Origin of the sequence: Hoeflea sp. Naph1 (assembly GCF_046837775.1) — a bacterium.
Classification (GTDB): Bacteria; Pseudomonadota; Alphaproteobacteria; order Rhizobiales; family Rhizobiaceae; genus Hoeflea.
Genome location: NZ_CP177286.1, coordinates 2693175 through 2718516, shown reverse-complemented (window position 1 = coordinate 2718516; position 25342 = coordinate 2693175). Strand labels below are relative to the sequence as shown.

The following is a 25342-nucleotide window of genomic DNA, read 5'->3' as shown; positions in this document are numbered from 1 at the left end:
AGTGAAAGTTGTCCCCGTGACGATAGCCCTGCCCCCGTCTGACGACGGTTTTCTGCTCAAGACCGATCCCTCCGACCCGCGGCTTTCGGCCGAGGTTACCGGCGTCGATCATCTGGGCGCAAAGGTGACCACACGGGTGGTCACGGAAAAGGCGCTGACGCTTTATCTCAACCGCCAGGAAATTGTCACCATGATGACGATCGGCGATCATCCGGACCTGATGGCTGTCGGTTATCTCTTGAACCAGAACATGCTGCAGGCCGACGACGAGATCACCGCGATCGATTATGACGACGATCTCGAAGTGGTGGTGGTGCGCACCAAACGCGAGACCGATTACGAGACCAAGCTGCAGAAGAAGGTGCGCACCTCGGGCTGCGCCCAGGGAACCGTGTTTGGAGATGTGATGGAGAATTTCTCCGACATCCACCTGGCGCCGGATGCGCGGCTGAAAACCTCGGATCTCTATGCACTGACCCACAAGATCAACTCCGCGCCGAGCCTCTATCTGGAAGCCGGCGCGATCCACGGCTGCGTGCTGTGCCAGGGCAACGTGCCGCTGGTCTATATGGAGGATGTCGGCCGGCACAATGCGGTAGACAAGATCGCCGGCTGGATGTTCATGAACAAGGTCTCGGCTGACGACAAGGTTTTTTACACCACCGGACGGCTGACCTCGGAGATGGTGATCAAGACCGTGATGATGGGCATTCCCATTTTGGTGTCCCGCTCGGGTTTCACGGCCTGGGGCGTGGAGCTTGCACAAAAGGCCGGTTTAACACTGATCGGCCGGGCGCGTGGCAAAAGGTTTCTGGCGCTCGCAGGTCTGGAACGGATCGAATTTGATGGCGATCCAGCTGAAGCCGCCGGTGAAGCGCCGCGGCATCGCCGCAAGGGCGCTGCGGGGGATGATACATGAGCACTAAAATCACCGGGCTGGTGTTGGCAGGCGGGTTGTCGCGGCGGATGGGCGGCGGCGAAAAGGCGCTGCAAATGCTCGCCGGACAATCGATGATCTCGCGGGTGATCGACCGGATAGCGCCGCAGGTGGATCAGCTCGCGATCAATGCAAATTCCGACCCAGAACCCTATCTTCAATATGGCCTGCCGGTACTGCCTGACACGATCGGCGGTCATGTCGGCCCGCTTGCCGGCGTGCTGACCGGGCTTGAATGGGCAGCAAAGCTGCCGGGCATCACCCACATCGTCAGTGCCGCGACAGATACGCCGTTCCTGCCACTCGATCTGGTAGACCGGTTCTCGGAGCTAGCCGGCCCGGAGCGCATTGTCATCGCCCGCTCGGGCGGTAACCGGCATTCAGTTTTCGGACTGTGGCCGGTGGCATTGCGCGACGATCTGGCTGAGTGGCTGGTCACCAGCGACACGATGAAGGTGCTGGCCTGGGTCCACCGGCACGATTTTGCGTTTTGCGATTTCGAGGCGGACGGAGACGGAGTGCCGGATCCGTTCTTCAATGCCAATACGCCTGAAGAACTGGCCGAGGCGGAACGCCATCTTGCCGGGGCGTCTGCATGATTCAGCGCGTTTTCGGTATCACCGGATGGAAGAACTCGGGCAAGACCACACTGACCTGCCGGTTGGTTGAGGAATTCACGCGCCGCGGCTTTCGCATTGCCACCGTCAAGCATGCGCATCACATGTTTGACGTCGACCAGGAAGGCACCGACAGTCACCGACATCGCCTGGCGGGTGCAGGGGAAGTGGCGATTGTGTCAGGCCAAAGATGGGCGATCATGCACGAACTCGGCGAGACGGACGAGCCCTCGCTGCAGGACATGCTGGCCAGGCTGTCGCCGTGTGATCTGGTGCTGATCGAAGGCTACAAGCGCGAAAGCCACCCAAAAATCGAGGCGCGCAGGCTTGCCGCATCGGACCGGACGCCGCTGGCCGATAACGATGCCAACATTTGCGCCATCGCTGCCGATCATCCGGTTCCCGACGCCACAATTCCGGTGTTCGCGCTCGATGACATCAGTGGCATTGCCGATATGATCGCGCTCAAGACCGGATTGGGAGAGACTGCCGCATGACCTCGCGCAAGCTGTTGAAGGATTGCTTCCTGACCGACAAGGACCGACTGAGCCACGAGGAATGTCTGGCGATCCTCACCGGCAGATTGACGGCGGTCGCCGGGGTGGAGGAACGGCCGCTCGCCAAGACCTCAGGGCGCTGGCTTGCGGCCGATATCATCGCCCCGCGCAATGTGCCGCTGCATGACAATTCCGCTGTCGACGGCTACGCGTTTGCCGCGCCCGCCACAGGTCCGATGCCGGTGGTCACACGCATCGCCGCCGGCGATTTGAGCAGCTATCGCCTCGAACCGGGACAAGCGGCCCGCATCTTCACCGGTGCATCCATACCCGACGGTGCCGATACGGTCGCCATGCAGGAAGACTGTACGGTCGAAGGTGATCAGGTCACGGTTCCGCTTGATCTCAAGCGCGGCAGCAATGCCCGCCGCGCCGGCGAGGATGTAGCGGCAGGCAGTGCTGTGCTGCAAAGCGCTGCCCGGCTTCGCCCGCAAGACATGGCAGCCCTTGCGTCCTTCGGCTTGGCGCGGGTCAAGGTGCGCGCACCGGTCCGGGTGGCGATCTTGTCAAACGGCGACGAGTTGCTCGAGCCGGGTGCGGAAATTGCCCAGGGCCAGGTCTACGATTCCAACCGCGCAATGCTGCACGCCCTGTTGGGAACGATGCCCTGCGAGGTCACCGATCTCGGCATTCTGCCCGACAATGCAGCGCTGATTGAGGCAACCCTTGCGGAGGTCGCCAAGACCCATGACGTGATCCTGACCAGCGGCGGCGCCTCGCGCGGAGACGAAGATCACATCATCAATGCCATCGACACGCTGGGCACGCGCCATCTTTGGCAGATCGCGGTCAAGCCGGGGCGGCCGATGAGCTTTGGACAAATTGAAGATTGCGTTTTTCTGGGCTTGCCCGGCAATCCGGTCGCAGCCTTCGTCTGTTTCCTGCTCTATGTCCGTCCAGCGCTGACGATTCTTGGTGGCGGCAGCTACCGTGAACCGGTCCGATTTCCGGTGGCGGCCGGCTTCGATGTTCCCGGCAAGAAGCCCGGCCGCCGCGAATTCTGGCGCGGCTGGCTTGAACCGGGAGATGACGGGCGACCCGTCGCGCACAAATTCGCACGCGACGGTTCCGGCCTGATTTCAGGACTGCGAAAGGCCACGGGCCTGATCGAGATCACAGAAAGCGTGACGTCGGTGGCCCGCGGCGGGATGGTGTCATTCCTGCCCTTTTCAGAGTTTGGAATCGACAGCTGATCAGGGCTTGGCGTTGGGGAAGAACAACTGCTTGCCATCCAGCGTATTGGCTGCGATCAGCTCCTGACCGTGCGGCGAAGTCATCCAGTCAATGAACTGCTGACCCAGATCCGCCTTGACGCTGGGGCACTTTTCCGGATTGACCAGAATGATGCCGTACTGGTTGAACAACACCGGATCGCCCTCGACCACGATCTTGTAGTCGCCCTTGTTGCCGTAGCTGATCCAGGTCGCGCGGTCAGACATCGTGTAGGCGCCCATGCCGACACTGGCGTTCAGGGTCGCTCCCATGCCGGAACCGGTGGAGCGATACCAGTCACCCGACACCGACTTGATGTCGACCCCGGCCTGGTCCCACAGCCTGAGTTCAGCCTTGTTGGTGCCGGAATCATCGCCGCGTGAGGCAAACAGCGCCTGCTTTTCGGCAATCGCCTTGAAGGCCGATACGGCATCCTCGCCGCCGGCAATCGCTGCCGGGTCCGCTGCAGAGCCGACAATGATGAAATCGTTGTACATGAGATCGGAGCGGGCAACACCGAACCCGTCGGCGACAAATTTCTCTTCTGCAGGTTTGGCGTGAACCAGCAGTACATCTGCGTCGCAGTTCTGCGCGTTCTTGATGGCCTGTCCGGTGCCAACAGCGACCACATTGACGGTGACGCCCGTCTCGGACTTGTAGATCGGCAGGATGTAATCGTAAAAGCCCGAATTCTGCGTTGACGTCGTTGACTGGACAAGGATCGACGGGTCCTCGGCCGATGCAGCAGTCGCCAGCACAGAGAGCATTACTGCTCCAAAAAGGGTCGTTTTCGTCATGTAGTTTTCTCCTCAGTTGGCTTCAGTTTTCTGTCATAGAACAATTCGGCCCGACAGATAGGCCTTTGCAGCCTCGGAGGTCGGCTGTGCAAAAAATTCTCCTGCCGGGCGGTGCTCGGTCAATTGCCCATGGTGCAGAAACGCCACATCGTCGGCCAGACGCCGCGCCTGACCGAGATCATGGGTGACGAATATAATTTTTGTCTGCTCAGTGCTGCTTGCCAGCACAATCTGCTCAATCATCTGAACCGATGCGGGATCAAGACTGGCCGTCGCCTCGTCGAGCAAAAGCACCTTCGGCCTGGTCGCCAATGCCCGCGCCAGTGCCAGCCGTTGCTGTTCGCCCCCCGACAACAGCCGTGCCGGTTGCTCGGCCCGGTCCGCCAGTCCGACGCGGGCCAGCAATTCATCGCGCCGCACCTGGCGCTCGGCTTTGGTTCCGGCGCGACGGCGCAGCACAAAATCGATATTGGCAGCCACCGAGCGGCGCAGCAGCACCGGCTTCTGGAATACCATCGCCTGGGTCGAACGCGTGGCTTCGCCAGAGGCCACCTCACCCCAGCTGATCCATCCGCGTGTCGGCGCGATCAGCCCGTGCACCAACCGCAGCAAGAGACTTTTTCCGGCCCCGTTGGGGCCCATGATGACGGTAACCGAATGCGGATCGAGGGTAAGTTTTTCGACATTGACGAGGGTTTTTCCTGCAGCCTCGAGCACCAGCCGTTCGATCCTGAGCGCGCCCGGCAAAATCCTGTCGCGGGGCGTCCTGGGCCCCGCTTCGCCGGGTTTTGGCGGGATCACGGAAGCAGCATCAGGCATAGGCCTGCCTCTCCGCAACCGCCCGCAGGGCGCTCGCAGCCAGATTGACCGATATCGCGATACTCATCAGGATGATGCCGAGCGCCAGCGCCATTCCGAGATCGCCCTTGGAGGTTTCCAGTGCAATGGCCGTGGTCATGACCCGGGTCAGATGGTCGATATTGCCGCCAACAATGATCACCGCACCAACTTCGGCCACCGCGCGACCAAAACCGGCCAACGCGACAGTGAGCAACCCGTAACGCCCGTCGACGATTAGCGCCAACACGGCGCTCCAGCGCGATATTCCGAGCGAGCGAAACTGCTCTTCATACTCTGCCTGCAGCGCCTCAAGAACCTGTCGCGACAGCGCCGCGACAATCGGCGCGATCAGCAAGGTCTGGGCAATGATCATCGCTGTCGGTGTGTAGAGCAGGCCGAGCCAGCCCATCGGCCCGGCACGCGACAGGGTCAGATAGACCAGCAGTCCGATCACCACCGGGGGAAACCCCATCATCGAATTGACCAAGGCAATGACAATCCCGCGGCCGAAAAACCGTCGCACCACCAGAAGCGCACCAAAAGGAAAACCGATAAGGCACGAAAGCAGCAGCGCTGTCAGGCTGACGCGCATCGAAAGGCCGACGATTTCGAACAGATCCGCATCACCTGACGCGATCAGTCCAAAAGCCAGCCCGAATGCCCCCGCGAAATCCTGCATGCCTAGCCCCGACCTCCCGCCAACATTCGTTCTTCGCTCAGGCGGGTCCACATCCCCTGTGCAATGCTCTGGTAGATTCGCGCCTGTTCGCCATCGGGATCCGCAACGACGATCGGTTTGCCACCGTCCGATGTTTCCCGGATTGCCATGACCAACGGCACTTCGCCCAAGAACGGTACGCCAATGCGCTCGGCTTCGCTGCGTGCTCCACCATGGCCGAAGACGGCTTGTTGGCCACCGCAATCGGGGCAGAGGAAATAGCTCATGTTCTCGACTATGCCCAAAATCGGAACGTCGACCTTGCGGAACATCTTCAATCCCTTGCGGGCATCGATCAACGCCAGATCCTGCGGCGTGGAGACGATGACAGCGCCCGCCAGCGGTACATTCTGGGACAGGGTCAATTGCGCGTCACCTGTTCCCGGTGGCATGTCGACGATCAGGACATCGAGTTCGCCCCATGCCACTTGGCGCAGCATCTGCGTCAGGGCCTGCATCACCATCGGCCCGCGCCAGGCGGTGGCGGTTTCCTCGTCGACAATCGACCCCATCGACATCACCTTGAGGCCGTAGGCTTCATGCGGGATCAGCATGCGGTCGTCGCCGCTCTGGGTTCGGCCCGACAGGCCAAGCAGGCGCGGCATGGATGGGCCGTATATATCCGCATCGAGTATTCCGACCCGCAGCTCGCTGGCCTGAAGCGCGAGCGCGATGTTGACCGATGTCGTGGATTTGCCGACGCCGCCCTTGCCGGAGGCAACCGCGATGATGGCGTCGATTCCGGGTACGGGCGCCTTGGCTCCGGGCACTGGCGCTGCAGGTGCCGCGCGTTTTTGCATGGGCGGCGGAAGAGCATCAGCCTGGGAGGCTGTCGGAGCCGATCGAACCGGCTGTGGCGCCGAGTCCGCGACTGGCCGATCAGTTGTCAGCGTTACCTGCGCGCTGGCAACGCCGGGCGACGCCAAGGCTGCCCTCTCCGCCGCTGCACGCAACGGTTCCAGTTGACCGATAAGCTGAGGTGGCACGCTGATGGAAAAGCTGAGCTCGTCGCCCTCGACGACAATCTGCGAAACCAGACCGAGATCCACGATATTGCCGGTCAATTCCGGTCCCTTGACGCGTTTCAGCTGATCCAGAATCTGGGCGATGGCGATTGTCACAGCGAACTCCATGATCGATAGTGCACCCAGGTTGTCGCCGTTCTCGTCATGGTTCCGGTGAATGCGCGCCGACCCCATTCGAGCGACGAGGAGACCCCGGTATGGACGACATCGAACCCCGCAAGGCACGCGCTAACGAAAGCTCCGAAACGGAAAAATTTGTCCGGCTGGCTGATCGATTCATCCGGGTCGCCAATACGGCCAATTCCAAGCTTCTCGCCACCGACATCCATATGGCATTCCTGTATGGCGCCGCGCGCTACAATGCCTTCGTTGCCAAGAATGTGTTGGACGTTCCCAATCACGAGGCCTTCGTCACCGAAATGACCGCCGCCTATACAGAGATGTTGCGCAATCATCTGGCCGATCCCTCCGTCTGACACGCGCTTCACCCGTTCAGCCGTTGCCGGATTGAAATCCGCTTTTGTTGCGGTGGCTCCGGATCCGACGTGCCATCGGCATCTGGCTCGTGGCCGGCGACATCAACCTCCTCCTGCAGTTCGAGCCCCGGATCGCCGGTCTGCTCTTCGGCGGTCAGTTCCGCCGCGTCTTCCGGAGGTTCCAACCCGCCGTCGGCCAGCTCTGCAGCTTCGCCTGCCGGTTCCGCAGTTTCGTCTTGCGTGTCTTCCGAGGGTTCCTCGTCGAGTGGCTCATCGGTCGTCAGCCGACCGGTTGTCTTCTGCAAGAGCTGCTCGCTTTGGGTCAAAAACCCGCGCGCGACGTCCCAAGTCGATTTGTAGACCATGTGAAGCGGGTTATTGAAGTCCTCATCGTAATCGTTCAACCCGTCCAGATTGGCCAGCACCGGGTTTGAATTGAAGAATTTCTGCAGTGCCTTCTTGCGCAACGGATCTGGCACGCCGCGCTTGAGGAAGATTGAAAAATCAAACCCATATTCGACCTGATCCAGATCGACGGCTTCGGCAGCACTCCGATTGACCTCGGCCTCCTCGATCTCGGCCGCCAGCCTGGCTTGTTCAGCCTCGAGTTCCGCGACATCAACGGCCTCAATCTCGGCCTCTTGCCCACTCTCGACAACTGCCTGAGACGCTTGTTTTCGTCTCGACCAGCGGGATAGAAATCCGTCTTTGTTTTCGTCGTCAACCATCGAGATCCCCATTATCGGACCGCTTCCGGGACAGAAAGATCGGTTGCTTGCCGAATTTCTGTTCCTCGAGATCGAGCTTGTCGCGCCGACGTTTTATAAACGGCGTTTCGACGTGGTAGGCATCCAGAAACTCGAGAATGGATTCGGCAATCTCGGGCGGCATCGGCAAACGTTCGATAATGTCTTCGCTGCCTACTTCGTAGTCTTGCGCCGCATGTGGCGATGCCGTGACGCTCTGGACGTACCAGTCGAGCGGATGCTTGTTTTCGCTGTCGCGCCGCAGCACCACATAGAGTGCCGGCGTGCCGCTGTTGAAGTTCTCGACATAAGCCTCGGTATCAGCGGCATAACAGGTCAGATCGACCCGCCCCATATAGTAACGCGTCATGCGGTCATCGCTGACCAGGACGTCGCCAGCACTGAGCTCCGCCGGCGCCAGCATCACGCCGACGGGCATCCAGTAATCCTTGGCCCACCGCGAAATTGACTGCCGTTTTTCTGCAATCACTCCGAGCATAATGGTCAGTTCACGCGACACTCCAGCCGACCCCTCCACGGTGGTGAGGCAATCATGGTTGCCTCTTGTCGTTGAAAGTATAAGGTGTTTGCAGACGACAACAAGGGCAGTCCGATGGTTTTAGATGCAACCCGACTTTTTGTATGCGACTGCGAGAAGACGATGTCGCTGGATCCCGAAAAACTGGCGAACGGGAATGCGATAGTCTCGGCGCATCATCACCTTTGCCGCAGCGAAATGCATGCAATTGAGGCCGCCCTGGCAACGGAAGGTCCGATCTGCATTGCCTGTACGCAGGAACGCCCGCTGTTTGAAGAAATTGCCGCCGAGGCCGGGCACGAAGCCCTGTCTTTCGTCAATATTCGCGAAATGGCGGGCTGGACCGCCGACAAGACATCGACGGCGCCGAAAATGGCCGCCCTGCTGGCCGCAGCGAAACTGCCGGTCACGCCGGCGCGCCTGAGGACTATTGAAAGTGATGGGCTTTGCCTCGTGATCGGCAGCGGTCAGGCGGCCTTCGATACCGCACAACGACTCAACCGGACGTTGTCTGTGACGTTGCTGCTGACCCAAACGGACGATCTGGTCTTGCCGTCGGAATTCCAGTTTCCGATCTTTGCCGGCCGCGTGGCTTCGGCCACCGGTTCGCTTGGCGCTTTCGAACTGGTTGTCGACGGCTATGCTGCGATGCTGCCGTCTTCGCGCGCACGCCCGGAATTCACGATGGCCCGCGACGGCGCGAAAACCAGTTGCAGCGTCGTCTTTGACATGTCTGGCAGCACCGCGCTGTTTACACGCTCGCATGGCCGTGATGGCTATTTCCGCGCTGATCCCGGCAACCCGGTGGCCGTGCTGGAAGCGGTACTTGAAGCATCAGATTATGCAGGCAGTTTCGAAAAGCCACTCTATGTCACCTTTGACGCGTCGATCTGCGCCCACGAACGCTCCAAAAAGACAGGCTGCACAAAGTGCATCGACCAATGCCCGGCCGGCGCGATCACCGGACAGGGCGATGGGATCTTCGTCGATCCCGGCATTTGCGCCGGCTGCGGCAATTGCGCCGCCCACTGCCCGACCGGGGCTGTTGCCTATGCCTATCCGCCACGGACAGACCAGATTTCCCGGGTTCAAACGCTTGCCCGCACCTTCCTGGCCGCCGGAGGCCAGGCGCCAGTGCTGCTGCTGCATGACGCGAGCCACGGCACGCCGTTGATCGGGGCAATGGCGCGGTTTGGCCGGGGTCTGCCTGCACGGGTCATACCGCTGGAAATGCACGCGACGAGCGGAGTCGGCCACGACCTGATGAGCGCGGCGCTGGCTGCAGGGTTTCGCCAGATTGTGCTGCTGGGTGATCCTCGAAAAGCTGATGAATTCGGTGCGGTTGCCGAGGAAAGCCGGTTGACGGACACCCTGCTCGACGGCTTTGGTCATACAGCTGGCCGGGTCCTGACCTTGCTCGAATCCGATCCTGACCAGGTGGAAGCAGCTCTTTATGAACTGCCCAACCTGCCGGAAATTTCGCGTGCGGCACCCGTGCCCCTGGGTGGAAAGCGCGAAGTGGCGCGTGCGGCGCTGCTGGTTCTGGCAGATAGCGGAACGCCTGCATCGACGATAATCACGCTGCCGGACAGTGCGCCCTATGGAACCGTTCTGGTGGACACGACCGCATGCACATTGTGCATGGCTTGCGTGTCATGCTGCCCTGCTGATGCGCTGCGGGACACACCCGACACACCGCAATTGCGGTTCGTGGAATCGGCCTGTGTGCAGTGTGGAATTTGCGAAGCGACCTGCCCTGAAACAGCAATCTCGCTGCAGCCTCGCTTCAATCTCGCTGCCAGCGTCATGCAGCCGGTGACATTGCATGAGGAAGAACCCGCTTGCTGCACCTCTTGCGGAAAAGCCTTTGCTGCCGGCGGAATGCTGCGCGCGGTGGAGCAACGCCTCCAGGGTAACTGGATGTTCAGTACCGATGAACGCCGGGCCTTGATCCACATGTGCGAGAATTGCCGGCTTGAAGAATTGTCGCGCGATGGCGCCGATCCTTTCGCGATTGCCCACCAACGTCGCACCCGCACCACCGCCGATTATCTGGAAGCTGACCGCCAGGGTTTGACGGTCGATGACTTCCTCTCCAAGGAGTAGCAGTCCGAATCGGCGGAGGGCTTTAGCGGTCTCGCATCTTGCCCCTTGCGGGATCGACAGGACAGGCGCACATTCAGCGTCGGTCAAGCCGTGCGGAGGATGTCATGCGCTTATTTCCTGCAGCCTTAATTCTTGGATCAATACTGGCAACCCCTGCCCTGGCTGACTCGACAAGCGGTGTCGTTGTTGCCTTCGACCGGGTCGATCACGTTCTCATTCTGGATGACAAGACGGTGTGGGATATGACACCCGCCGGTGACCTGGTTCCGGAGGGGCTGAGGGCTGGCGATCGTGTCACCATCGACTATGATTCCGCGGGTGACAACGGCGTCGGCAAAATCACCGCGATTTCAATCAGCGCCAAATAGTCCCTCGCCGGCTACTGCAGTACGGTGGTCAAAGGCAGGTTGATCAGCAGGTTTTGCGGCTTCATCCGGATGCGGTCATGCGCATCGATGGCCAGCCCGAGAAAGGCCGGCTTGCGGCGCATCTTGTCCAGCACCCGGTCATAATCGAGAAACTCCATCCGGAACAACGCAGCAATGCTACCCTGGCCCTGCTCCGGCAGATATTCGCCCTGATAGAGCGCGTTCAGGATGCGGCTGGCTTCGGCATCCAGCCCGACATGCCAGGACCAGCGCTCGTTCTTGACTGATTGCAGCGGCTGCACACGGACTCGCAAATCCAGAAAGTGCTTGATCCAGCGCTCGATCAGTCGGGCAAAGGCATCCTGCCCCGGTTCGGAGAAGCGGAAATCCAGGGCGAGGTCAAACCGGTCGGCGCGCGCCCAGTATTCGGCCGCATTGTCTGCGTCGAGGATGTCGAGGGCAACTTCGGTGCGGCGGGGGTCGGACAGGGCAAGAAGAGCGGATTGTTGCGCGCGGGTTTCGACCACCTCGGCATCGGCCAGCATCATCCGCTCATTTGACGTGGTCGCGGTCTGCTCGCGGAAAAACAGCTCGGCGGCGCGCGCCACCCGCGCATCGCGTTCGTCGCCCAGGATGTTGCCCATGATCAGGTGCGTCATCTGGCTGATAAACACAGGCGGGATCTGCGGCGCACCGGGCGCGAACAAGGAGGCATAGGCCGCTTCAATCGATCCCTTGGTGACCAGGTGATCGCGAAACCGCAGCACCAGCGTATAATTGGCAACTGCATCCGGATCGGCAATCGCGGAGAGTTCATCTGCGCCAACCGATGCAAACGGGTCCTGCATCAAGCGCTCGAACAGGGCGTGCTCGACGGCACAGCTTTCCTCGACAGGGTGGATTTCCGGGCGGGTGTAATAGGCGCGCAGAAAATCACCACTGACCGCCAGCCATCCGTTGTCCAGCCTGTGTGTCAAATGTTGACCAGCGGACTTCCAGATCACACCCTGCACCTTGTCCTTTGCCTGCATCACTCGGCCATCCCCAATCCCTGAGCCAGCGACAGGCCACTGACACCGCCTGCGCCATCAAGCAGCAAGCCGCCATCTTCATCTATGCCGACCATCCGGCCTTCGTGTGCCACCGTGCCGATTTGCACCGTGAGCATGTCCGCCGGTTGCATGCGCCCGAGAAAATGCTGATGGACGGCGTCAAAGCCGTCATGCTCCCAGGTATCGACCCATGACAGAAAATGCCGCGCCACCGCCTCAATGACCTGGGTCCGGTCGAGATCGCCGCACCCTTCCTCAAACAGGGCAGTTGTATCGCGGACTAGTCCCGGTGCGTCAAAGGCCTCGGCTGGCAAACTCATCGCCACGGAAAATCCCACAACGATGAATTCCGGAACATCCCCAAGCCCCGCAGCTTCTGGCCCGCGCAAGAAAACCTCGCCCACTTCACCGCCATTGACCAGCAATGTTGTCGGCCAATGGTACATCAAGGCCAGATTCGGCGGCCCGATTGCCCCCAGCGCATCGCCGATTGCTACCATCATTAGCGGCGCCATTGGCAAGGCTTTGGCAAGAGAGCATTCGGGTTCCAGTACGACGGCGGCACGCGCATGCGTTTCTGCCAGGGACCAGCAAAGATCACCCGCACCGAAGCGGCCAAGCCTGGCCCCTTCAAATGCAACGTTTAACGGGTCCTCATGGGTGGGCACCGCATGTCCGGTCAGCAGCGGCGGAAAATCGGGTGCAGGCAGCATGCTGGCGATCAAGGCAACTCGATTTCGCCGGTGACAACGTGCTCCAGATCGGTGCCTTCAGCTGTCAGCACGGCCTTGAGCTTCAGCGGGCCGGCACCGGCGTTCCCGGACCGCACCAGTGCTTCGATCTGCTGCTGCGACGTTACGCCGACTTGCTTGAGAAACTTGCGCATCGACAGGTTAAAGGCTTCGTCACTCATCGTATCACTCTCGTTTTTTGTGCCTGTTTCAATTCAGGCGCACATTCCCGGTTGAATAAACTGCGTCCGACGGTGTTTCCCAAAGCGGCTTGAGACCGAACCGGGCACCAGCCACGACCAGCAGCAATACCACGACGCTGAGAAGAAATGCTTTCATATCCGGTTCCCTCTCATCATCATTCGGCTGGCGCGGCAACCGCCGCGTCGGCCGGGTCCGTCTTCTCAGACATGACCTCATCAACCCATATCGAATGGTGTTCCCTGGCCCAGTTCAAGTCAACCTCGCCCGAACCCATCGCGTCAAAAGCACCCTCCATACCGATGGTTCCGATATAGATATGGGCAAAGATCAGGCAAATCATCACGACTGCGATAATGCCGTGCCAGGCGCTGTTGAGTTGCTGCTCCTGGATGGCGCTGTAAGGTGCTTCAGGCAGGCCCAGAATATGCGCCACATCGATGCCGATATAACTGAAAAGGGCAAACGTATCCGAAAACAGGCTGTGCTCGAACGGAAACAGCAACGCCCAGCCCGAGACCGACAATGACAGCCCAAGCACCATCACCCCCCAGAAGATGACTTTCTGACCGGCATTGAACTTCTTCGCCGGCGGGTGGCTCGACTTGCTCAAAAGCCCCCCTCCCTTGGCCAGCCAGTTGAGGTCGGTGCGGTCGGGAATGTTGTGCACGACCCAAAGCACGAAGGCGATGGCCAAACCCAACATGAAGGCGAAGGCGGTATAATTGTGGGCGGCCTTGAGGTAGCCAGACATCGGACCAAATAAATCCTTGCCAACCAATGGCAGGATCAACGAACGCCCGAAAGTGACGTTGAGGCCGCTGATCCCCAGAATGATGAACGACAGCGCCATCAGCCAGTGGCTCATCCGTTCCAGTGTGGAAAAGCGCTTGATCTTGATGCCGGACATCCCATGTTCGACCTTGATGCGGCCGCGTATCGCCATAAACAGCGCCAGCAGGACCAGCGTTGCGAGCATCGCATAGCCGAGATAGTCATGCGTCGGGCCCTGGCGGTAGAGCCGCCAGTCCTCGCCTTGTGATTGAATCATCTGGCCGCCCGACGGATTCGGAGTCGACGACCTGCCGACCTCACCTCGCCGGATGTCATGCCAGATTTCCGCATCTGATTGAGTTGGCTGCACATTGCCCTGCATGGCAGGTCCGGGCGGCGCAATGGCCGTTGTCGCATTCTCGGGCGGACGGACCGTGCTTTGGGCATGGGCCTGAAGTGGCAGGCACAGAGCGACAAAAGCGAGAACGGCAAATGCAACTGCGGCTGCTAAAAGCTGCGTGGACGCCAATCGGGTCTTCAGACTAATCATCGGTGAACTCCCGGTATCCGGATACTGTCTAACGAAAAATGACAGGCGGACATAAGCCCGCCTGCCAATCCGTCTGAGATCGACACATGTCGGTCAACCGCCACTCTTCTGATCATAGGCCGTACCCCAGCCCCAGGCGCCAGCGCCGAAGCCACGGGCGACGACGCGCTCACGGTATATGTTGGACACCGTATCACCGTCGCCGGCCAGCAGCGCCTTGGTCGAGCACATCTCGGCACAAAGCGGCAGCTTGCCTTCCGCAATACGGTTGCGACCGTATTTCTGGAACTCGGCGGCGGAATTGTCTTCTTCCGGACCACCAGCGCAGAAGGTACACTTGTCCATCTTGCCGCGTGACCCGAAGTTGGAAGCTTGGGGATATTGCGGCGCGCCGAACGGGCACGCGTAGAAGCAATAGCCACAGCCAATGCACAGGTCCTTGTCGTGCAACACGATGCCATCTGCCGTCTGGTAAAAACAGTCGACGGGGCAGACCGCCATGCACGGCGCATCCGAACAGTGCATGCAGGCCACCGAAATCGACCGCTCCCCGGGCTTGCCGTCATTGATGGTGACGACCCGACGCCGGTTGACGCCCCAGGGCACTTCGTTCTCGTTCTTGCAAGCCGTGACACAGGCATTGCATTCAATACAGCGCTCGGCGTCGCAGAGGAATTTCATTCTAGCCATAGTGTGTCCTCCCTATGCCCGCTCAACGCGGCAAAGTGTAGTTTTGGTTTCCTGCATCTGTGTGACCATGTCGTAGCCATAGGTTTGCGCCGTGTTGGACGCCTCCCCAAGCACGATCGGATCGGCGCCTTCAGGATATTTGTGCCTTTGATCAACGCCCTGGAACTGGCCACCAAAATGGAAGGGACAGAAGACGACGCCCCGGCCCACCCGTTCGGTGACCATGGCCATGACCTTGATCTTGGCGCCGGAAGGACTGTGCAGCCAGACGATGTCACGATCCCGGATGGCCAGGTTGTTTGCGTCGAACGGGTTGATCTCGACAAACATGTCCTGTTGCAGTTCGGCCAGCCATGGGTTGGAACGGGTTTCGTCCCCCCCTCCTTCATACTCGACCAGTCGTCCCGACGTCATGATCATCGGGAAGTCCTTGGCAAAGTCGACATCCTGGATCGACTTGAAGGCCGTTGGCAGACGCCAGAAGGTCTTGTCCTCGATGGTCGGATAGTCGGCCACAATCTCGCGGTCGGGCGCATAAAGTGGTTCGCGATGGAGCGGCACCGGATCGGGGAACGTCCAGACCACGGCGCGTGCCTTGGCGTTGCCGTAGGGCGCGCAGCCATGCTTGATCGCGACGCGCTGGATACCTCCGGAAAGGTCGACTTTCCAGTTAACGCCTTCGATCTTCTGGTCATAATCGGAAGGAATGTCACCCTGATCGGATGTCTCCCCGACCTCCTCCTCCGAAGGTCGCTTATCAAGGATGCCTGCGACATACTCGATCATGCGTCGTTCATAGGGGGTCAGATCCTTGTCCCATCCAAGCCCCTTGAGCATGGCCATCGTGAATTCTGGATAGCCGTCCTCGATCTCGGAGCCAACCGGCCAGCTGTTTTCCGCCAGCAGGTTGTCGCCGTTGCGTTCAACACCGAAGCGGGCACGGAAACCCATCCCGCCTTGCGCAACCGGGGTCGATACATCGTAAAGCACCGCCGAACCGGGATGCTTCAGCTCGGGCGTCCCCCAGCAAGGCCAGGGCATGCCGTAGAATTCGCCGTCATGCGGCCCGCCAACACCACGCAAGGTGGTCTTGTCGAAGGTGTACTGATGCTCCATGTGCGACTTCATGCGCTCGGGCGACTGCCCGGTCATGCCGATGGTCCACATGCCACGGTTCCACTCGCGGGTGATGTCCTCGACCAGCGGTTCCTCGCCATTGACCTCGATGTTGCGGAACATTCTGTCCTCAAAACCGAATTTTTTGGCGAATTTGTACATGATGGTGTGATCAGGCAGTGATTCAAACAGCGGATCGATCACGGTTTCGCGCCACTGGATGGAGCGGTTGGATGCCGTTACCGACCCGGATGTCTCGAACTGGGTCGATGCCGGTAACAGGTAGACGCCATCCTGGCGATCCTGAAGCACCGCTGTCATCGTCGGGTAAGGATCGACGACCACCAGCAGATCCAGCATCCCCATCGCCTTCTGCATTTCAGGCAGGCGGGTTTGCGAGTTCGGCGCGTGGCCCCAGAACACCATGACCCTGGTCTTGTCGGGCTGATCGATATTTTCCTTGGCTTCCAGGACACCGTCGATCCAGCGCGACACCGGTATACCGGTCTCGTACATCATTTGCTTGTTCTTGCCGTCCTTGCCTTTCATCGTGGCAAAACGGCCCTTGAGCCAGTCAAGGTCTTCGTCCCAGACACGCGCCCAGTGGGCGTAGGCACCCGCCGTCAGGCCGTAATAACCAGGCAGCGTGTCAGCCAGGACGCCCAAATCGGTGGCACCCTGAACGTTGTCGTGGCCGCGGAAGATATTGGCGCCGCCGCCGGACTTTCCAATGTTGCCCAGCGCCAGCTGCAGGATCGAATAGGCGCGGGTGTTGGAAGAGCCGTTCGAGTGCTGCGTGCCACCCATGCACCAGATCAACGTACCTGGCCGGTTGTTGGCCAAGGTGCGAGCGACCCGCTCAAGCTGGGATCCGGGTACCCCGGTCACACGCTCTACTTCGGCCGGATTCCACTTTTTAACTTCGTCTCGGATCTGATCCATGCCCCAGACGCGGGTGCGGATGTATTCCTTGTCTTCCCAGCCATTCTCGAAAATGTGGTAGAGAATGCCCCAGATCAGCGCCACATCGGTGCCGGGACGGAACCGCACGAATTCATCGGAATGGGCTGCCGTGCGCGTAAAGCGCGGATCGCAAACGATCAGCGGCGCGTTGTTTTCTTCCTTGCACTTGAGAAGGTGCAACAACGACACCGGATGCGCTTCGGCCGGGTTGGACCCGATCAGGATCATCGACCTGGATTTGTGGATGTCGTTGTAGGAGTTCGTCATCGCACCATAGCCCCAGGTGTTGGCAACACCGGACACCGTTGTCGAATGGCAGATGCGCGCCTGGTGGTCGACGTTGTTCGTCCCCCAGTAGGCCGCGAACTTGCGGAACAGATAGGCCTGCTCATTGGAATGCTTGGCAGAGCCGAGCCAGTAGACCGAATCCGGTCCAGAGGTCTCGCGCACCTCGAGCATCTTGTCGCCGATCTCGTTGATGGCCTCGTCCCAGGAGACGCGCTGCCATTTGCCGCCGACCAGCTTCATCGGATACTTCAGGCGGCGATCGCCATGGGCATGCTCGCGGACGGAAGCGCCCTTGGCGCAATGGGCGCCCAGGTTGAACGGAGAATCATAGCCGGGCGCCTGACGCGTCCAGACACCGTTTTCGATCTCGGCAATAACCGTGCAACCGACGGAACAATGCGTGCAGACCGTTTTCTTGATTTCGACGTTCCGGGTGCCTTCGGCTGTCTGAGCTTCGGCTCGCTTCACCATTCCGCCCGAAAGCGAGGTAATGGCTGCCGCCCCACCAATGGTGAGGCCCGAGCGCTTGAGGAATGTACGGCGATCAATTGCCGTAGCCCCGAGCTCTGCTACCGTCGAGGACAGCCGGGGGCCTCTCGCAACCCCATTTGTCTTCTTCCTGAGCATGCTAACTCTCCTTGTGTTTGTCCCGTCCAATACGGTGACCAGAGCCGATCCTTAGAACCGAGTGCTGGCGTAGTAGGCCTTGACGTGATCGGTCTCTTTGTACCCGGCGGCGGTCTTCGGTCCGGTAATTTCGACCGCCTCAGCTGCCGTACCCGTGACCAGAGCCGCTCCGCTGGCAATCGTGCCAAGCCCGGCGAATTTCAGAAACCTGCGACGGTCAGTCGTGGCATCCTCTGTCTTTGCCTTCATGATGATCTCCACTTCTCGACACCTGGAACCGTTTGCAGCAGCCTGGCCGGGTGTCTCTTCCGGACTGCAATACGCGCTGAAAAAACTACCGCAAAAAAAACGCGGTTTACATTTCGAATGCTTCCTGTTCGATCGCCATGAACAGGCGTCCGATACGGCCGACAGACTTGTAAAAATCGGCCGAGGCACAGCCCTCGAGATCCTTGAAAAAATGCGGTGTCCAACTTGCAACATGGGCGTCAAAAAAGGCCCGTTGCGCTGATACCGACCGAATAGCGCCGAAGCTGCCATCAATCAATCCGGCCATCATTTCCATCAACGCGGCAACATGGTCTTCCGGATCCTTGACGTCATCGCTGCGGGCAATGCCCAGCGGACGCATATCGTCGCGCAGGCGAGCCAGTGGCTTCTCGTGCATGAATCCGGTGAGGTAATAGGAGCCGAACGGGGTCAGGATACCCCTGCCCAGACCGATGAAAAGCACATTGTACTCATCGCGGCAGGCAGCCATGCTGGTTGCAGCGGCGGCATCGGCGAGAACAGTGATGGCTTGACCGAGTTCGGAATCGTCGCCGGTCATCTGGCCCAGAGCGGCAAGAAGGGCAGCATCCGCCGGCTCGCGCAACAATCGCGCCAGCAGCCGGTAGACATGAACCCGCGATTGATCGGCCTCATCAATCTGGTTGGTCGAAAAAGCGTGCTGATTCAACATATACCCTCTCCCACTTTAGAAGGAGACCATGTTTCCATCCGCAAATCAATCCAAATTAATTGCTCAATAAATGCAGAACTTCGAAACCCTAAACCAATGAATACCCGCTTCTTTCATTCGGTTATAACCTTCCGATAGAGTCAACAACGGTGGGTATAGCTCCTCAACCTCTCATAATTTCATAATGGAGTGCGTCGGCTGTTCTGGCGCCACCCAGTACAACCAATGCGATAGAGAGCCATTCCATTACGCGGACGATCAGGCATCATCTAAAAACGAAGACAAAACAGCTGATTGGGTAAATCAACTGCTGAGATCACGCCATCGGATCGATGATGGCAGACCGGATCAGCGCCTTGCCCCCGAACACGTTCCTCCGCAACGATCTGCATGGACGTTTCGTGGCCGACCACGCGGCCAAGCGCAGCCGCCAGCATGTGGACAAAGCAGAGTGCGTTTACACGCTTGATCGTCAAGCGGGCCAGGTCCACTGATCCGGGTCATCCTCAAGGTGCCAGCGGAACCCGCGCACGCCAAAATCCGCGCCGGATCGTGCTTCGACCGCATTGCTCTTCCATCTTCTGAGCAAGCTCTATGAGCGCACCAGCGTCATCATCACCACCAACCTCAGCTTCAGCGAATGGGCCAGCGTGTTTGGCGACGCCAAGATGACGACTGCGCTGCTGGATCGGCTCACCCATCACTGCCACATCCTCGAAACCGGAAACGACAGCTTCCGCTTCAAGAACAGCTCGGCGCACGACGCCAAATCCACAAAGGAGAAAAACAGGAAATTGACCGCAACACCAGACCCGAAACACAACTGATAGGCGGGTCAAATCTCGGTGGAAATACAGGGTCAGTTCTCAATGGAAATCAACACCCGAAAGGCGACAAGGATTACTATGACTGCATGGACAGCGGCCTGAAAGCTGCGGCTTCCAGCAACAGGGGGGTCGCAGGCATTTGTCGACTGGACCCTGGCCCCCAAGGACAGCCGGATCGCCAACGACTACAGCGCTATCCCGACCGCGGCCTGGGAAAAATGCGAGGCTGCCAATACTGACGCGAAATCCAAGACGACCTTCAACAATGAAAAAGCCTTCTGGGATTGCGCTGATCTCGGCCTCGCATCGGTTGCCAGCACTCCAACAGCGCCCAATCCGGTTACTCCGGCCGGTACGCCTGCCCCGGATCCTCGGGCTGCCAACGATTACAGCGCCGTGCAGCCCACCGAGACACTGGCCTGTGGAAACAAACACCCCGACAGCCCCAAGGACGACAAGGGGTTCTATGACTGCATGGATGCAGAGCTGAGCGCTGCCGCAACAGGAACTCCCGCCATCAGCTCCACAGCGAAAGATGCAGACTGGTTGACCAATCCACAGGACACCAGAGCCAACAATGACTACAGTCAGGTACCCGCTGCCTCATGGGGGGGGGCGAGCGGGCCAACACTGACGCCAAGTCTCCCGCCTACAATAACGAAAAGGCATTTTGGGATTGCGCCGACGAGGTTTTGCGCCAGGCTGCTGCTACCGGCAATGGTACAACCACGGGCAACGGCGCAGCTCCAGGGACTCCGGCACCCGATCCGCGTTCCTCCAATGACTACACCCTCGTGACCGCAGCCAGGCAACAGGATTGCGGGACCAGATACCCCGACAGCCCCAAGGATGACAAAGGCTATAACGACTGCGTCGATCAAGCGCTGATGGACACGCTTGAGGAGCTTGAAGACGGTCCAGGCGATCCGACAACCGATGCCAATTCCGGCAACACTGCCGGTCAGGCGGCTGATCCGCGGGCGACAAAGGATTACTCATCGCTGCCGATGGGCTACCTCTCTACTTGTGCCCAGAACTATGGCGAAGACAGTTCACCCTATTTCGATTGCCTGGATGCCGGGGTGGAAAGCGAAGCCATAAACCTGCGCGTCGAGAATGAATTTTCGGACATCACCCCGGAGGAGATCGATGGTTGCACCACCTATGGCTATGGCTCGGATGATTTCTTCACATGCCTCTTCGCGGTACGGGACAACAAGGCGAGCCAGGGTCAAGCTGTTGATACCAGCGGTGATACATCCGGTCGCCAGACCAAGGGCAGACAGACCAGCAATTGCTGGATCAGGCGATAGCCGATTTTCCTGATCTCACCGGTGAGGAAGTCGAGAGCTGTACGCCCTACGGACTCGGCACCAATGACTTCTACAACTGCCTCTATGCAGTGCGCGAGAACAAGGCAGCGCAAGATGCATCGGCACCAGCCCCTGCCGAACAGCAGCAGGATGGCCAACAGGAAACGGCCGATGAGGCAAATCCGGACGGCGCAGGCCAACAGCAAGTACTCGCCGAAGTATCGAATTATTGTTCGACCAGTTACCAGGGTGAACAAGCCGGTCAATGCGGAGCGGTGCTCGCGGACTGTGTTTACGGATACACGGATTACAACTCGGCTGAGTTCAACCAGTGTATTGAGGGCTCCGGTTGGTAAGACGCGTATGGAAGCATCAACCGTGACCCGATATGGCGAGCACCAGGACAATTCGTTGCTTGGCCATTGCCATGATGGGGGGATCGGTTCGCTCGCGGCGGGATGGGTGCCCACTGCTGCGAACCAGACCCTGCGTCCAAGTTCCGTTCCCGTTTATGTTTCGCGCCGTCAATGTTCCGTCAATGTTTCCCAAGCTCTTGCGGAACACATATAGAACATGGTATCTCGGTTCTGGTTTTGTTTCTCCTCGGGCACCGGGACGTATGGATCATGTTGACGCGCAAACAGCACGAACTTCTGCTTTTCATCCACGAACGAATGAAGGAAAGCGGCATCCCCCCCTCCTTCGACGAGATGAAGGATGCGCTTAATCTTGCTTCCAAATCCGGCATTCATCGGCTGATTACGGCGCTTGAGGAGCGCGGCTTCATCCGCCGGCTGCCCAACCGCGCCCGGGCGCTGGAAGTAATCAAGCTGCCTGACAGCTACCAGAACAACTTGCAGCCGCGGCGCGGATTTTCGCCGAGCGTGATCCAGGGCAGCCTTGGCAAACCAGAATCGGTGCGCCGCGCAACCCCTGCCGCCAATGACGAGCCGGCGACCACTGCGGAAGTGCCGATGATGGGCCGGATCGCCGCCGGCGTGCCGATTTCGGCCATCCAGAACAACACCCACAACATCAACGTTCCGGTGGAGATGATCGGCCCGGGCGAGCATTACGCGCTTGAGGTCAAGGGTGATTCGATGATCGAGGCCGGTATTTTCGATGGCGACACGGTGGTGATCCGCAATGTGTCGACGGCAAGCCCCGGCGATATCGTGGTGGCGCTGGTCGATGACGAGGAAGCCACGCTGAAGCGGTTTCGCCGCAAGGGCGCGTCGATTGCGCTGGAAGCCGCCAACCCGGCCTATGAAACCCGAATTTTCGGACCGGACCGGGTCAAGGTGCAAGGCAAGTTGGTGGGCCTGATCCGGCGCTATCACTAAAACCGCCCTGCCCTGCTGAATGCTTCCATGACCTGACGCGCAAACCGCGCGGTAAGATTTTCGACAAAAGCGGCCCGGAAATTCCTTCGGATTTCCTGGCCGCTTTCATGAGCGGGTGGACGAAAGAGAGATTCTGGCGCCTTGGCACTGACCGGGACGGTATTGCGCCGGCTTCCGCTGCTACGGACTGTTTATGCGGCCTGTGCGCGTGGTCGACTGAAGCCCGCACCTCAGACCGGACCGGGATTAACTTGAGAAATTCGGCATCCCGGAACCGCTGCACGGTTTTGCGCGATGTGGGTTCGATCCGCCCTATTGCGGCAAATCATAGCTTTGCGTCCGCCAGTCATAATAGCGCTGGACGGTCCACGGCCTGACGACACCCTCAAGGGCTGCCTCGATGTCAAACACCGGACGATTTTTGGAAGGGCGGCGACGAGCGTCGATACGACCGGTTCCACGCACAGCCCGCGAATCGCCCATGGTGGCCGCAGTGGCCCCGATGCCCGGCGGCGGCGCTGGCTGGTCAGCGGCGACGATGCGGATCGCCAAGGCACCGCTGCGGCGCAGGCTTCGCGACGTGATCAGCGTCGCGCCGGAGCGGCAGGCGCTCATATAGACAGGGATGGCGACAATCACCAGATCGGCGCGGTCACAAGCCGGGCCGATCAGTTCGGCACGGTCAATGGCGATGATTGTCGCCTGCTTGTAAAGCGCGGCGCAGACGCCCCGCCTTGCGCACTGAAACCGGGAGGGCTGGTCTGCGGCAGCGGCCATCAGCGGATCGAGAATTTTTGCCTGCATTTCACGGGCCGCCTGTGTTTCGGGCTCGGTGGATGTGGCGATCAAAGCGGTGCTGTAGGTCACTGGCGGCAGGTGCTGCGGACCGCGCAGAGCGGTCTGCCATTGCCGGAAGGTGAACTCCGAAGGGCGTGCGGCGTTGCTGGCAAGACCATCGGGGGTGTTGAGTCCAATCAGGCGGCCATCTTCGCTGACCAGAATATCGGGAGCCCGCGGCGCCAGTGGCGGCAGCGCCAGCACGGCGCCTGCGGTAATCAGGGCGATGCCCGCGATCCGCAGGCGGCTGCGCAGCATGACCAGTACGATAAACCCAGCGCCTGCCGCCACGGTGGCGCGCATCGGCAATTGGCCGACCAGCAGATCGCCGCCCAACCCGTGGACATAGCGGGCAACGGCGACAACACCACGCAATCCCAAACCCATCAGTTGCAGTGGCCATGCGTCGAGCCCGAACGGCATTGTCAGCATGGCGACAAGGCCTGAGGGCATGACCACGAAGGTCACCAGCGGCATGGCAAGCATGTTGGCGAGCAAGCCGTTTCCCGCCACCCTGTTGAAATGATGGGCCGAGAACAGGCCGGTGGCGAGGCCTGCAACCAGAGAGGTGATCGCCAGCCCGATCATGCCCCTGACAATCCGGGCAAGCCACTCCGGTGGTTTGAGAAAGCGGTGGGCGCTGCTCAGGCCCGGCTCCTGCTTTCGCTTTCGGCCAGTCAGCGCAGCATAGGCAGAGATCAGGGCTGCGGTTGCCGCAAACGACATCTGGAAACCGGGGCCGACCACTGCCGAAGGCGAGATCAGGATGATCAGGATTGCGGCCAGCGCGACATTGCGCATGGTCAGTGCCGGCCGGTCGGCGAGAACGGCGACCAGCATGACCATCAGCATGATCCAGGCACGCAGCGTCGGTACGCTACCACCGGAAATCAACAGATAGGCGGTCGCGGTCAGCATGGCGCCGATGGCTGCTGCCTTTTTCACAGGCCAGGCCTCGACCAGCCCGGGAAACAGCGCCAGCGCCATTCTCAACCCGACAAACAACGTGCCAGCGGCAAGCGCCATATGCAGGCCGGAGATGGCCAGGATATGGGCGAGCCCCGTGGCGCGCAGCGCATCGACCGTGGCCTGGCTGATGCCGCGCCGGTCGGAAACAGTAAGTGCCGCACCAATTCCGCCCGGATCACCTGGCAGAAGCGAACGGATACGGGCCGAAACGTGTTCGCGAAGTTGCCGGAGCTGGAGTCTGGCGGTTTCAACAAGACGGGGATTTGCCGAAGCGGCGGGCACCGCCCGTGGCGCCCGGTAGAAGAAACCATGTGCGCCGATACCATCCACAAAGGCGCCGAAAGCGAAATCATAGCCGCCGGGCAGGACCGGCCCGGACGGCGCGGACAGCCGGGCGCGGCCGCTGATCAGGCTTCCCACCGGCAGCGGGCTGTGCGGTGATCGCGCGACCAGACGGACCCGCCGTGGCGGCCTGCGAATCAGCGGATCGGCGGTGCCGGCAAGCCTGATCAGATAGCGCACCCTGCCGCCCGCGTCGAAATCGCGCGCTTCGACCATACCCGTGACCTCGGTCGTTACGTCCGAATCAAGCAACGGCCCGACGCCGCGCAGTTCGACAGTGGCAGCCAGCGAACCGGCAAAGACCGCCGCCGCCAGACCGGCAGCGCAGGCGAGCTTCGGCCGGCCGGCACGGGTAATCAACGTCATCAGCAAAAACGACAGGAAGCCAACAGCAAGGGGGAGAATCGGCGGGTTTACGGAAGCCATGTAGAAAAGGCCGGCGCCCAGCCCCATCATTACCGGAACCAGCAAAAGCACCAGTCCGTGCCCGGTTTCGGCACCGCTGGCCGAGACCAGCGCCGCTGCGAAACGGCTCCGAAGTCCGAGAGATTGTCCGGTCCTGTTTTCGGTGAGACGCGCCGGCAGGCGATGAGTAAGGGCGGGTTTTTCCTGGCGCTGCAGCACCGTGGAGGAAGGAAATGGTTTCCCGTCCTCCTGCACCTTTGCCAATTCCGTGCGTTTTGGCTGCATTGTGCACGCCCCGCTACATGCACATCAGCTTACACCTGCATTTGATGCCATTACCACCATAAATAGTGCAGCAAACGCACGACCACCGAAAATCGCGGTGATCGGCCAATTCCGCAACGGATATGCGGCTT

The 25342-nt window shown here is 60.1% G+C and carries 27 protein-coding genes and 1 pseudogene; 11 read left to right on the top strand and 17 right to left on the bottom strand.

What is annotated here, in order from left to right; genetic code table 11:
- The first annotated feature begins 28 nt into the window (after positions 1-28).
- From fdhD to glp, 4 genes are read left to right on the top strand one after another with little or no spacing between them, the layout of a single operon-like run.
- Entirely contained in the window at positions 29-919 is an 891-nt protein-coding gene (gene fdhD, locus ACK6D9_RS13010; protein WP_412051809.1) for a formate dehydrogenase accessory sulfurtransferase FdhD, read from the top strand.
- The gene (gene mobA, locus ACK6D9_RS13005) at positions 916-1536 is read left to right on the top strand and encodes a molybdenum cofactor guanylyltransferase MobA (protein WP_412048827.1); all 621 of its coding nucleotides are present in this window, start codon (positions 916-918) and stop codon (positions 1534-1536) included. The genes fdhD and mobA overlap by 4 nt, the downstream gene beginning before the upstream one ends.
- Positions 1533-2051: a molybdopterin-guanine dinucleotide biosynthesis protein B gene (gene mobB / locus ACK6D9_RS13000; protein WP_412048826.1), complete on the top strand. Its 519-nt coding sequence runs from the start codon at positions 1533-1535 to the stop codon at positions 2049-2051. Before mobA ends, mobB begins: the two co-directional genes overlap by 4 nt.
- The gene (gene glp / locus ACK6D9_RS12995) at positions 2048-3304 is read left to right on the top strand and encodes a gephyrin-like molybdotransferase Glp (RefSeq protein ID WP_412048825.1); all 1257 of its coding nucleotides are present in this window, start codon (positions 2048-2050) and stop codon (positions 3302-3304) included. Before mobB ends, glp begins: the two co-directional genes overlap by 4 nt.
- Here glp and ACK6D9_RS12990 read toward each other — a convergent pair whose 3' ends face one another.
- From ACK6D9_RS12990 to ACK6D9_RS12975, 4 genes are read right to left on the bottom strand one after another with little or no spacing between them, the layout of a single operon-like run.
- Positions 3305-4120 (bottom strand): substrate-binding domain-containing protein, encoded by an 816-nt coding sequence (locus tag ACK6D9_RS12990; protein ID WP_412048824.1) that lies wholly within the window; start codon positions 4118-4120, stop codon positions 3305-3307.
- A 33-nt stretch (positions 4121-4153) separates the two neighbouring features.
- Positions 4154-4939, bottom strand: coding sequence for an ATP-binding cassette domain-containing protein (locus ACK6D9_RS12985; RefSeq protein WP_412048823.1), 786 nt, complete (start codon positions 4937-4939; stop codon positions 4154-4156).
- Positions 4932-5639 carry an ABC transporter permease gene (locus ACK6D9_RS12980; RefSeq protein ID WP_267654870.1) on the bottom strand — a complete coding sequence of 236 codons (708 nt, stop codon included), beginning with the start codon at positions 5637-5639 and terminating at the stop codon, positions 4932-4934. The genes ACK6D9_RS12985 and ACK6D9_RS12980 overlap by 8 nt, the downstream gene beginning before the upstream one ends.
- 2 nt (positions 5640-5641) lie before the next feature.
- Entirely contained in the window at positions 5642-6799 is a 1158-nt protein-coding gene (locus tag ACK6D9_RS12975; RefSeq protein ID WP_412048822.1) for a P-loop NTPase, read from the bottom strand.
- A gap of 101 nt (positions 6800-6900) precedes the next feature.
- Here ACK6D9_RS12975 and ACK6D9_RS12970 point away from each other — a divergent pair, with 101 nt between their 5' ends.
- Positions 6901-7179, top strand: a complete 279-nt coding sequence (locus ACK6D9_RS12970) for a DUF3144 domain-containing protein (protein ID WP_322988773.1) — start codon at positions 6901-6903, stop codon at positions 7177-7179.
- A gap of 8 nt (positions 7180-7187) precedes the next feature.
- On the opposite strand, the gene ACK6D9_RS12965 is transcribed toward ACK6D9_RS12970, so the two are convergent.
- Both ACK6D9_RS12965 and ACK6D9_RS12960 read right to left on the bottom strand, forming a co-directional pair.
- A complete protein-coding gene (locus ACK6D9_RS12965; protein WP_412048821.1) occupies positions 7188-7907 on the bottom strand; it encodes a DUF3306 domain-containing protein in 720 nt (239 codons plus the stop codon).
- Positions 7900-8445, bottom strand: coding sequence for a DUF3305 domain-containing protein (locus tag ACK6D9_RS12960; RefSeq protein WP_412048820.1), 546 nt, complete (start codon positions 8443-8445; stop codon positions 7900-7902). Before ACK6D9_RS12960 ends, ACK6D9_RS12965 begins: the two co-directional genes overlap by 8 nt.
- A gap of 216 nt (positions 8446-8661) precedes the next feature.
- Here ACK6D9_RS12960 and ACK6D9_RS12955 point away from each other — a divergent pair, with 216 nt between their 5' ends.
- Positions 8662-10569 (top strand): 4Fe-4S dicluster domain-containing protein, encoded by a 1908-nt coding sequence (locus ACK6D9_RS12955; RefSeq protein WP_412048819.1) that lies wholly within the window; start codon positions 8662-8664, stop codon positions 10567-10569.
- A gap of 104 nt (positions 10570-10673) precedes the next feature.
- On the top strand, positions 10674-10937 hold the full coding sequence (locus ACK6D9_RS12950; protein WP_412048818.1) for a hypothetical protein: 264 nt from the start codon (positions 10674-10676) through the stop codon (positions 10935-10937).
- Positions 10938-10948: 11 nt separating this feature from the next.
- On the opposite strand, the gene ACK6D9_RS12945 is transcribed toward ACK6D9_RS12950, so the two are convergent.
- The 10 genes from ACK6D9_RS12945 to ACK6D9_RS12900 form a co-directional block, all read right to left on the bottom strand.
- Positions 10949-11968, bottom strand: a complete 1020-nt coding sequence (locus ACK6D9_RS12945; protein ID WP_322988780.1) for a DUF6352 family protein — start codon at positions 11966-11968, stop codon at positions 10949-10951.
- Positions 11968-12714 carry a biotin/lipoate--protein ligase family protein gene (locus ACK6D9_RS12940; RefSeq protein WP_412048817.1) on the bottom strand — a complete coding sequence of 249 codons (747 nt, stop codon included), beginning with the start codon at positions 12712-12714 and terminating at the stop codon, positions 11968-11970. The genes ACK6D9_RS12945 and ACK6D9_RS12940 overlap by 1 nt, the downstream gene beginning before the upstream one ends.
- Complete coding sequence (locus tag ACK6D9_RS12935; RefSeq protein ID WP_412048816.1) at positions 12711-12902, bottom strand: DUF6494 family protein; 192 nt, start codon at positions 12900-12902, stop codon at positions 12711-12713. The genes ACK6D9_RS12940 and ACK6D9_RS12935 overlap by 4 nt, the downstream gene beginning before the upstream one ends.
- A 28-nt stretch (positions 12903-12930) precedes the next feature.
- Positions 12931-13059: a hypothetical protein gene (locus ACK6D9_RS12930; RefSeq protein ID WP_412048815.1), complete on the bottom strand. Its 129-nt coding sequence runs from the start codon at positions 13057-13059 to the stop codon at positions 12931-12933.
- Positions 13060-13078: 19 nt separating this feature from the next.
- The gene (locus tag ACK6D9_RS12925; protein WP_412048814.1) at positions 13079-13972 is read right to left on the bottom strand and encodes a formate dehydrogenase subunit gamma; all 894 of its coding nucleotides are present in this window, start codon (positions 13970-13972) and stop codon (positions 13079-13081) included.
- 366 nt (positions 13973-14338) lie between these two features.
- Positions 14339-14935, bottom strand: coding sequence for a formate dehydrogenase FDH3 subunit beta (gene fdh3B / locus ACK6D9_RS12920; RefSeq protein WP_322990262.1), 597 nt, complete (start codon positions 14933-14935; stop codon positions 14339-14341).
- A gap of 12 nt (positions 14936-14947) precedes the next feature.
- On the bottom strand, positions 14948-17929 hold the full coding sequence (locus tag ACK6D9_RS12915; RefSeq protein ID WP_322990263.1) for a formate dehydrogenase subunit alpha: 2982 nt from the start codon (positions 17927-17929) through the stop codon (positions 14948-14950).
- A 51-nt stretch (positions 17930-17980) separates the two neighbouring features.
- Positions 17981-18178 carry a twin-arginine translocation signal domain-containing protein gene (locus ACK6D9_RS12910; RefSeq protein WP_412048813.1) on the bottom strand — a complete coding sequence of 66 codons (198 nt, stop codon included), beginning with the start codon at positions 18176-18178 and terminating at the stop codon, positions 17981-17983.
- A gap of 106 nt (positions 18179-18284) precedes the next feature.
- Positions 18285-18890 carry a molecular chaperone TorD family protein gene (locus ACK6D9_RS12905; protein WP_322990265.1) on the bottom strand — a complete coding sequence of 202 codons (606 nt, stop codon included), beginning with the start codon at positions 18888-18890 and terminating at the stop codon, positions 18285-18287.
- Positions 18891-19159: 269 nt separating this feature from the next.
- A complete protein-coding gene (locus tag ACK6D9_RS12900) occupies positions 19160-19366 on the bottom strand; it encodes a hypothetical protein (RefSeq protein WP_412048812.1) in 207 nt (68 codons plus the stop codon).
- Between the two features lie 87 nt (positions 19367-19453).
- Here ACK6D9_RS12900 and ACK6D9_RS12895 point away from each other — a divergent pair.
- From ACK6D9_RS12895 to lexA, 4 genes and pseudogenes are all read left to right on the top strand, one after another.
- Positions 19454-19717: pseudogene (locus tag ACK6D9_RS12895) on the top strand (ATP-binding protein); the annotation flags it as partial.
- A gap of 605 nt (positions 19718-20322) precedes the next feature.
- Complete coding sequence (locus ACK6D9_RS12890) at positions 20323-21030, top strand: hypothetical protein (protein ID WP_412048811.1); 708 nt, start codon at positions 20323-20325, stop codon at positions 21028-21030.
- The gene (locus ACK6D9_RS12885) at positions 21012-21386 is read left to right on the top strand and encodes a hypothetical protein (protein ID WP_412048810.1); all 375 of its coding nucleotides are present in this window, start codon (positions 21012-21014) and stop codon (positions 21384-21386) included. Before ACK6D9_RS12890 ends, ACK6D9_RS12885 begins: the two co-directional genes overlap by 19 nt.
- 270 nt (positions 21387-21656) lie before the next feature.
- A complete protein-coding gene (gene lexA / locus ACK6D9_RS12880) occupies positions 21657-22373 on the top strand; it encodes a transcriptional repressor LexA (protein WP_322991080.1) in 717 nt (238 codons plus the stop codon).
- Between the two features lie 312 nt (positions 22374-22685).
- Here the strand turns inward: lexA and ACK6D9_RS12875 are convergent, their stop codons facing one another.
- Positions 22686-25211, bottom strand: coding sequence for a ComEC/Rec2 family competence protein (locus tag ACK6D9_RS12875; protein ID WP_412048809.1), 2526 nt, complete (start codon positions 25209-25211; stop codon positions 22686-22688).
- Positions 25212-25342: the final 131 nt, after the last annotated feature.

Coding starts and splice junctions, on each gene's coding strand:
- mobA (WP_412048827.1), top strand. CDS start 916: ATGAGCACTAAAATCACCGGGCTGGTGTTGGCAGGCGGGTTGTCGCGG.
- mobB (WP_412048826.1), top strand. CDS start 1,533: ATGATTCAGCGCGTTTTCGGTATCACCGGATGGAAGAACTCGGGCAAG.
- glp (WP_412048825.1), top strand. CDS start 2,048: ATGACCTCGCGCAAGCTGTTGAAGGATTGCTTCCTGACCGACAAGGAC.
- ACK6D9_RS12990 (WP_412048824.1), bottom strand. CDS start 4,120: ATGACGAAAACGACCCTTTTTGGAGCAGTAATGCTCTCTGTGCTGGCG.
- ACK6D9_RS12985 (WP_412048823.1), bottom strand. CDS start 4,939: ATGCCTGATGCTGCTTCCGTGATCCCGCCAAAACCCGGCGAAGCGGGG.
- ACK6D9_RS12980 (WP_267654870.1), bottom strand. CDS start 5,639: ATGCAGGATTTCGCGGGGGCATTCGGGCTGGCTTTTGGACTGATCGCG.
- ACK6D9_RS12970 (WP_322988773.1), top strand. CDS start 6,901: ATGGACGACATCGAACCCCGCAAGGCACGCGCTAACGAAAGCTCCGAA.
- ACK6D9_RS12965 (WP_412048821.1), bottom strand. CDS start 7,907: ATGGTTGACGACGAAAACAAAGACGGATTTCTATCCCGCTGGTCGAGA.
- ACK6D9_RS12955 (WP_412048819.1), top strand. CDS start 8,662: ATGCATGCAATTGAGGCCGCCCTGGCAACGGAAGGTCCGATCTGCATT.
- ACK6D9_RS12950 (WP_412048818.1), top strand. CDS start 10,674: ATGCGCTTATTTCCTGCAGCCTTAATTCTTGGATCAATACTGGCAACC.
- ACK6D9_RS12945 (WP_322988780.1), bottom strand. CDS start 11,968: ATGCAGGCAAAGGACAAGGTGCAGGGTGTGATCTGGAAGTCCGCTGGT.
- ACK6D9_RS12935 (WP_412048816.1), bottom strand. CDS start 12,902: ATGAGTGACGAAGCCTTTAACCTGTCGATGCGCAAGTTTCTCAAGCAA.
- ACK6D9_RS12930 (WP_412048815.1), bottom strand. CDS start 13,059: ATGAAAGCATTTCTTCTCAGCGTCGTGGTATTGCTGCTGGTCGTGGCT.
- ACK6D9_RS12925 (WP_412048814.1), bottom strand. CDS start 13,972: ATGATTCAATCACAAGGCGAGGACTGGCGGCTCTACCGCCAGGGCCCG.
- fdh3B (WP_322990262.1), bottom strand. CDS start 14,935: ATGGCTAGAATGAAATTCCTCTGCGACGCCGAGCGCTGTATTGAATGC.
- ACK6D9_RS12915 (WP_322990263.1), bottom strand. CDS start 17,929: ATGCTCAGGAAGAAGACAAATGGGGTTGCGAGAGGCCCCCGGCTGTCC.
- ACK6D9_RS12910 (WP_412048813.1), bottom strand. CDS start 18,178: ATGAAGGCAAAGACAGAGGATGCCACGACTGACCGTCGCAGGTTTCTG.
- ACK6D9_RS12905 (WP_322990265.1), bottom strand. CDS start 18,890: ATGTTGAATCAGCACGCTTTTTCGACCAACCAGATTGATGAGGCCGAT.
- ACK6D9_RS12890 (WP_412048811.1), top strand. CDS start 20,323: ATGGGGGGGGGCGAGCGGGCCAACACTGACGCCAAGTCTCCCGCCTAC.
- lexA (WP_322991080.1), top strand. CDS start 21,657: ATGTTGACGCGCAAACAGCACGAACTTCTGCTTTTCATCCACGAACGA.
- ACK6D9_RS12875 (WP_412048809.1), bottom strand. CDS start 25,211: ATGCAGCCAAAACGCACGGAATTGGCAAAGGTGCAGGAGGACGGGAAA.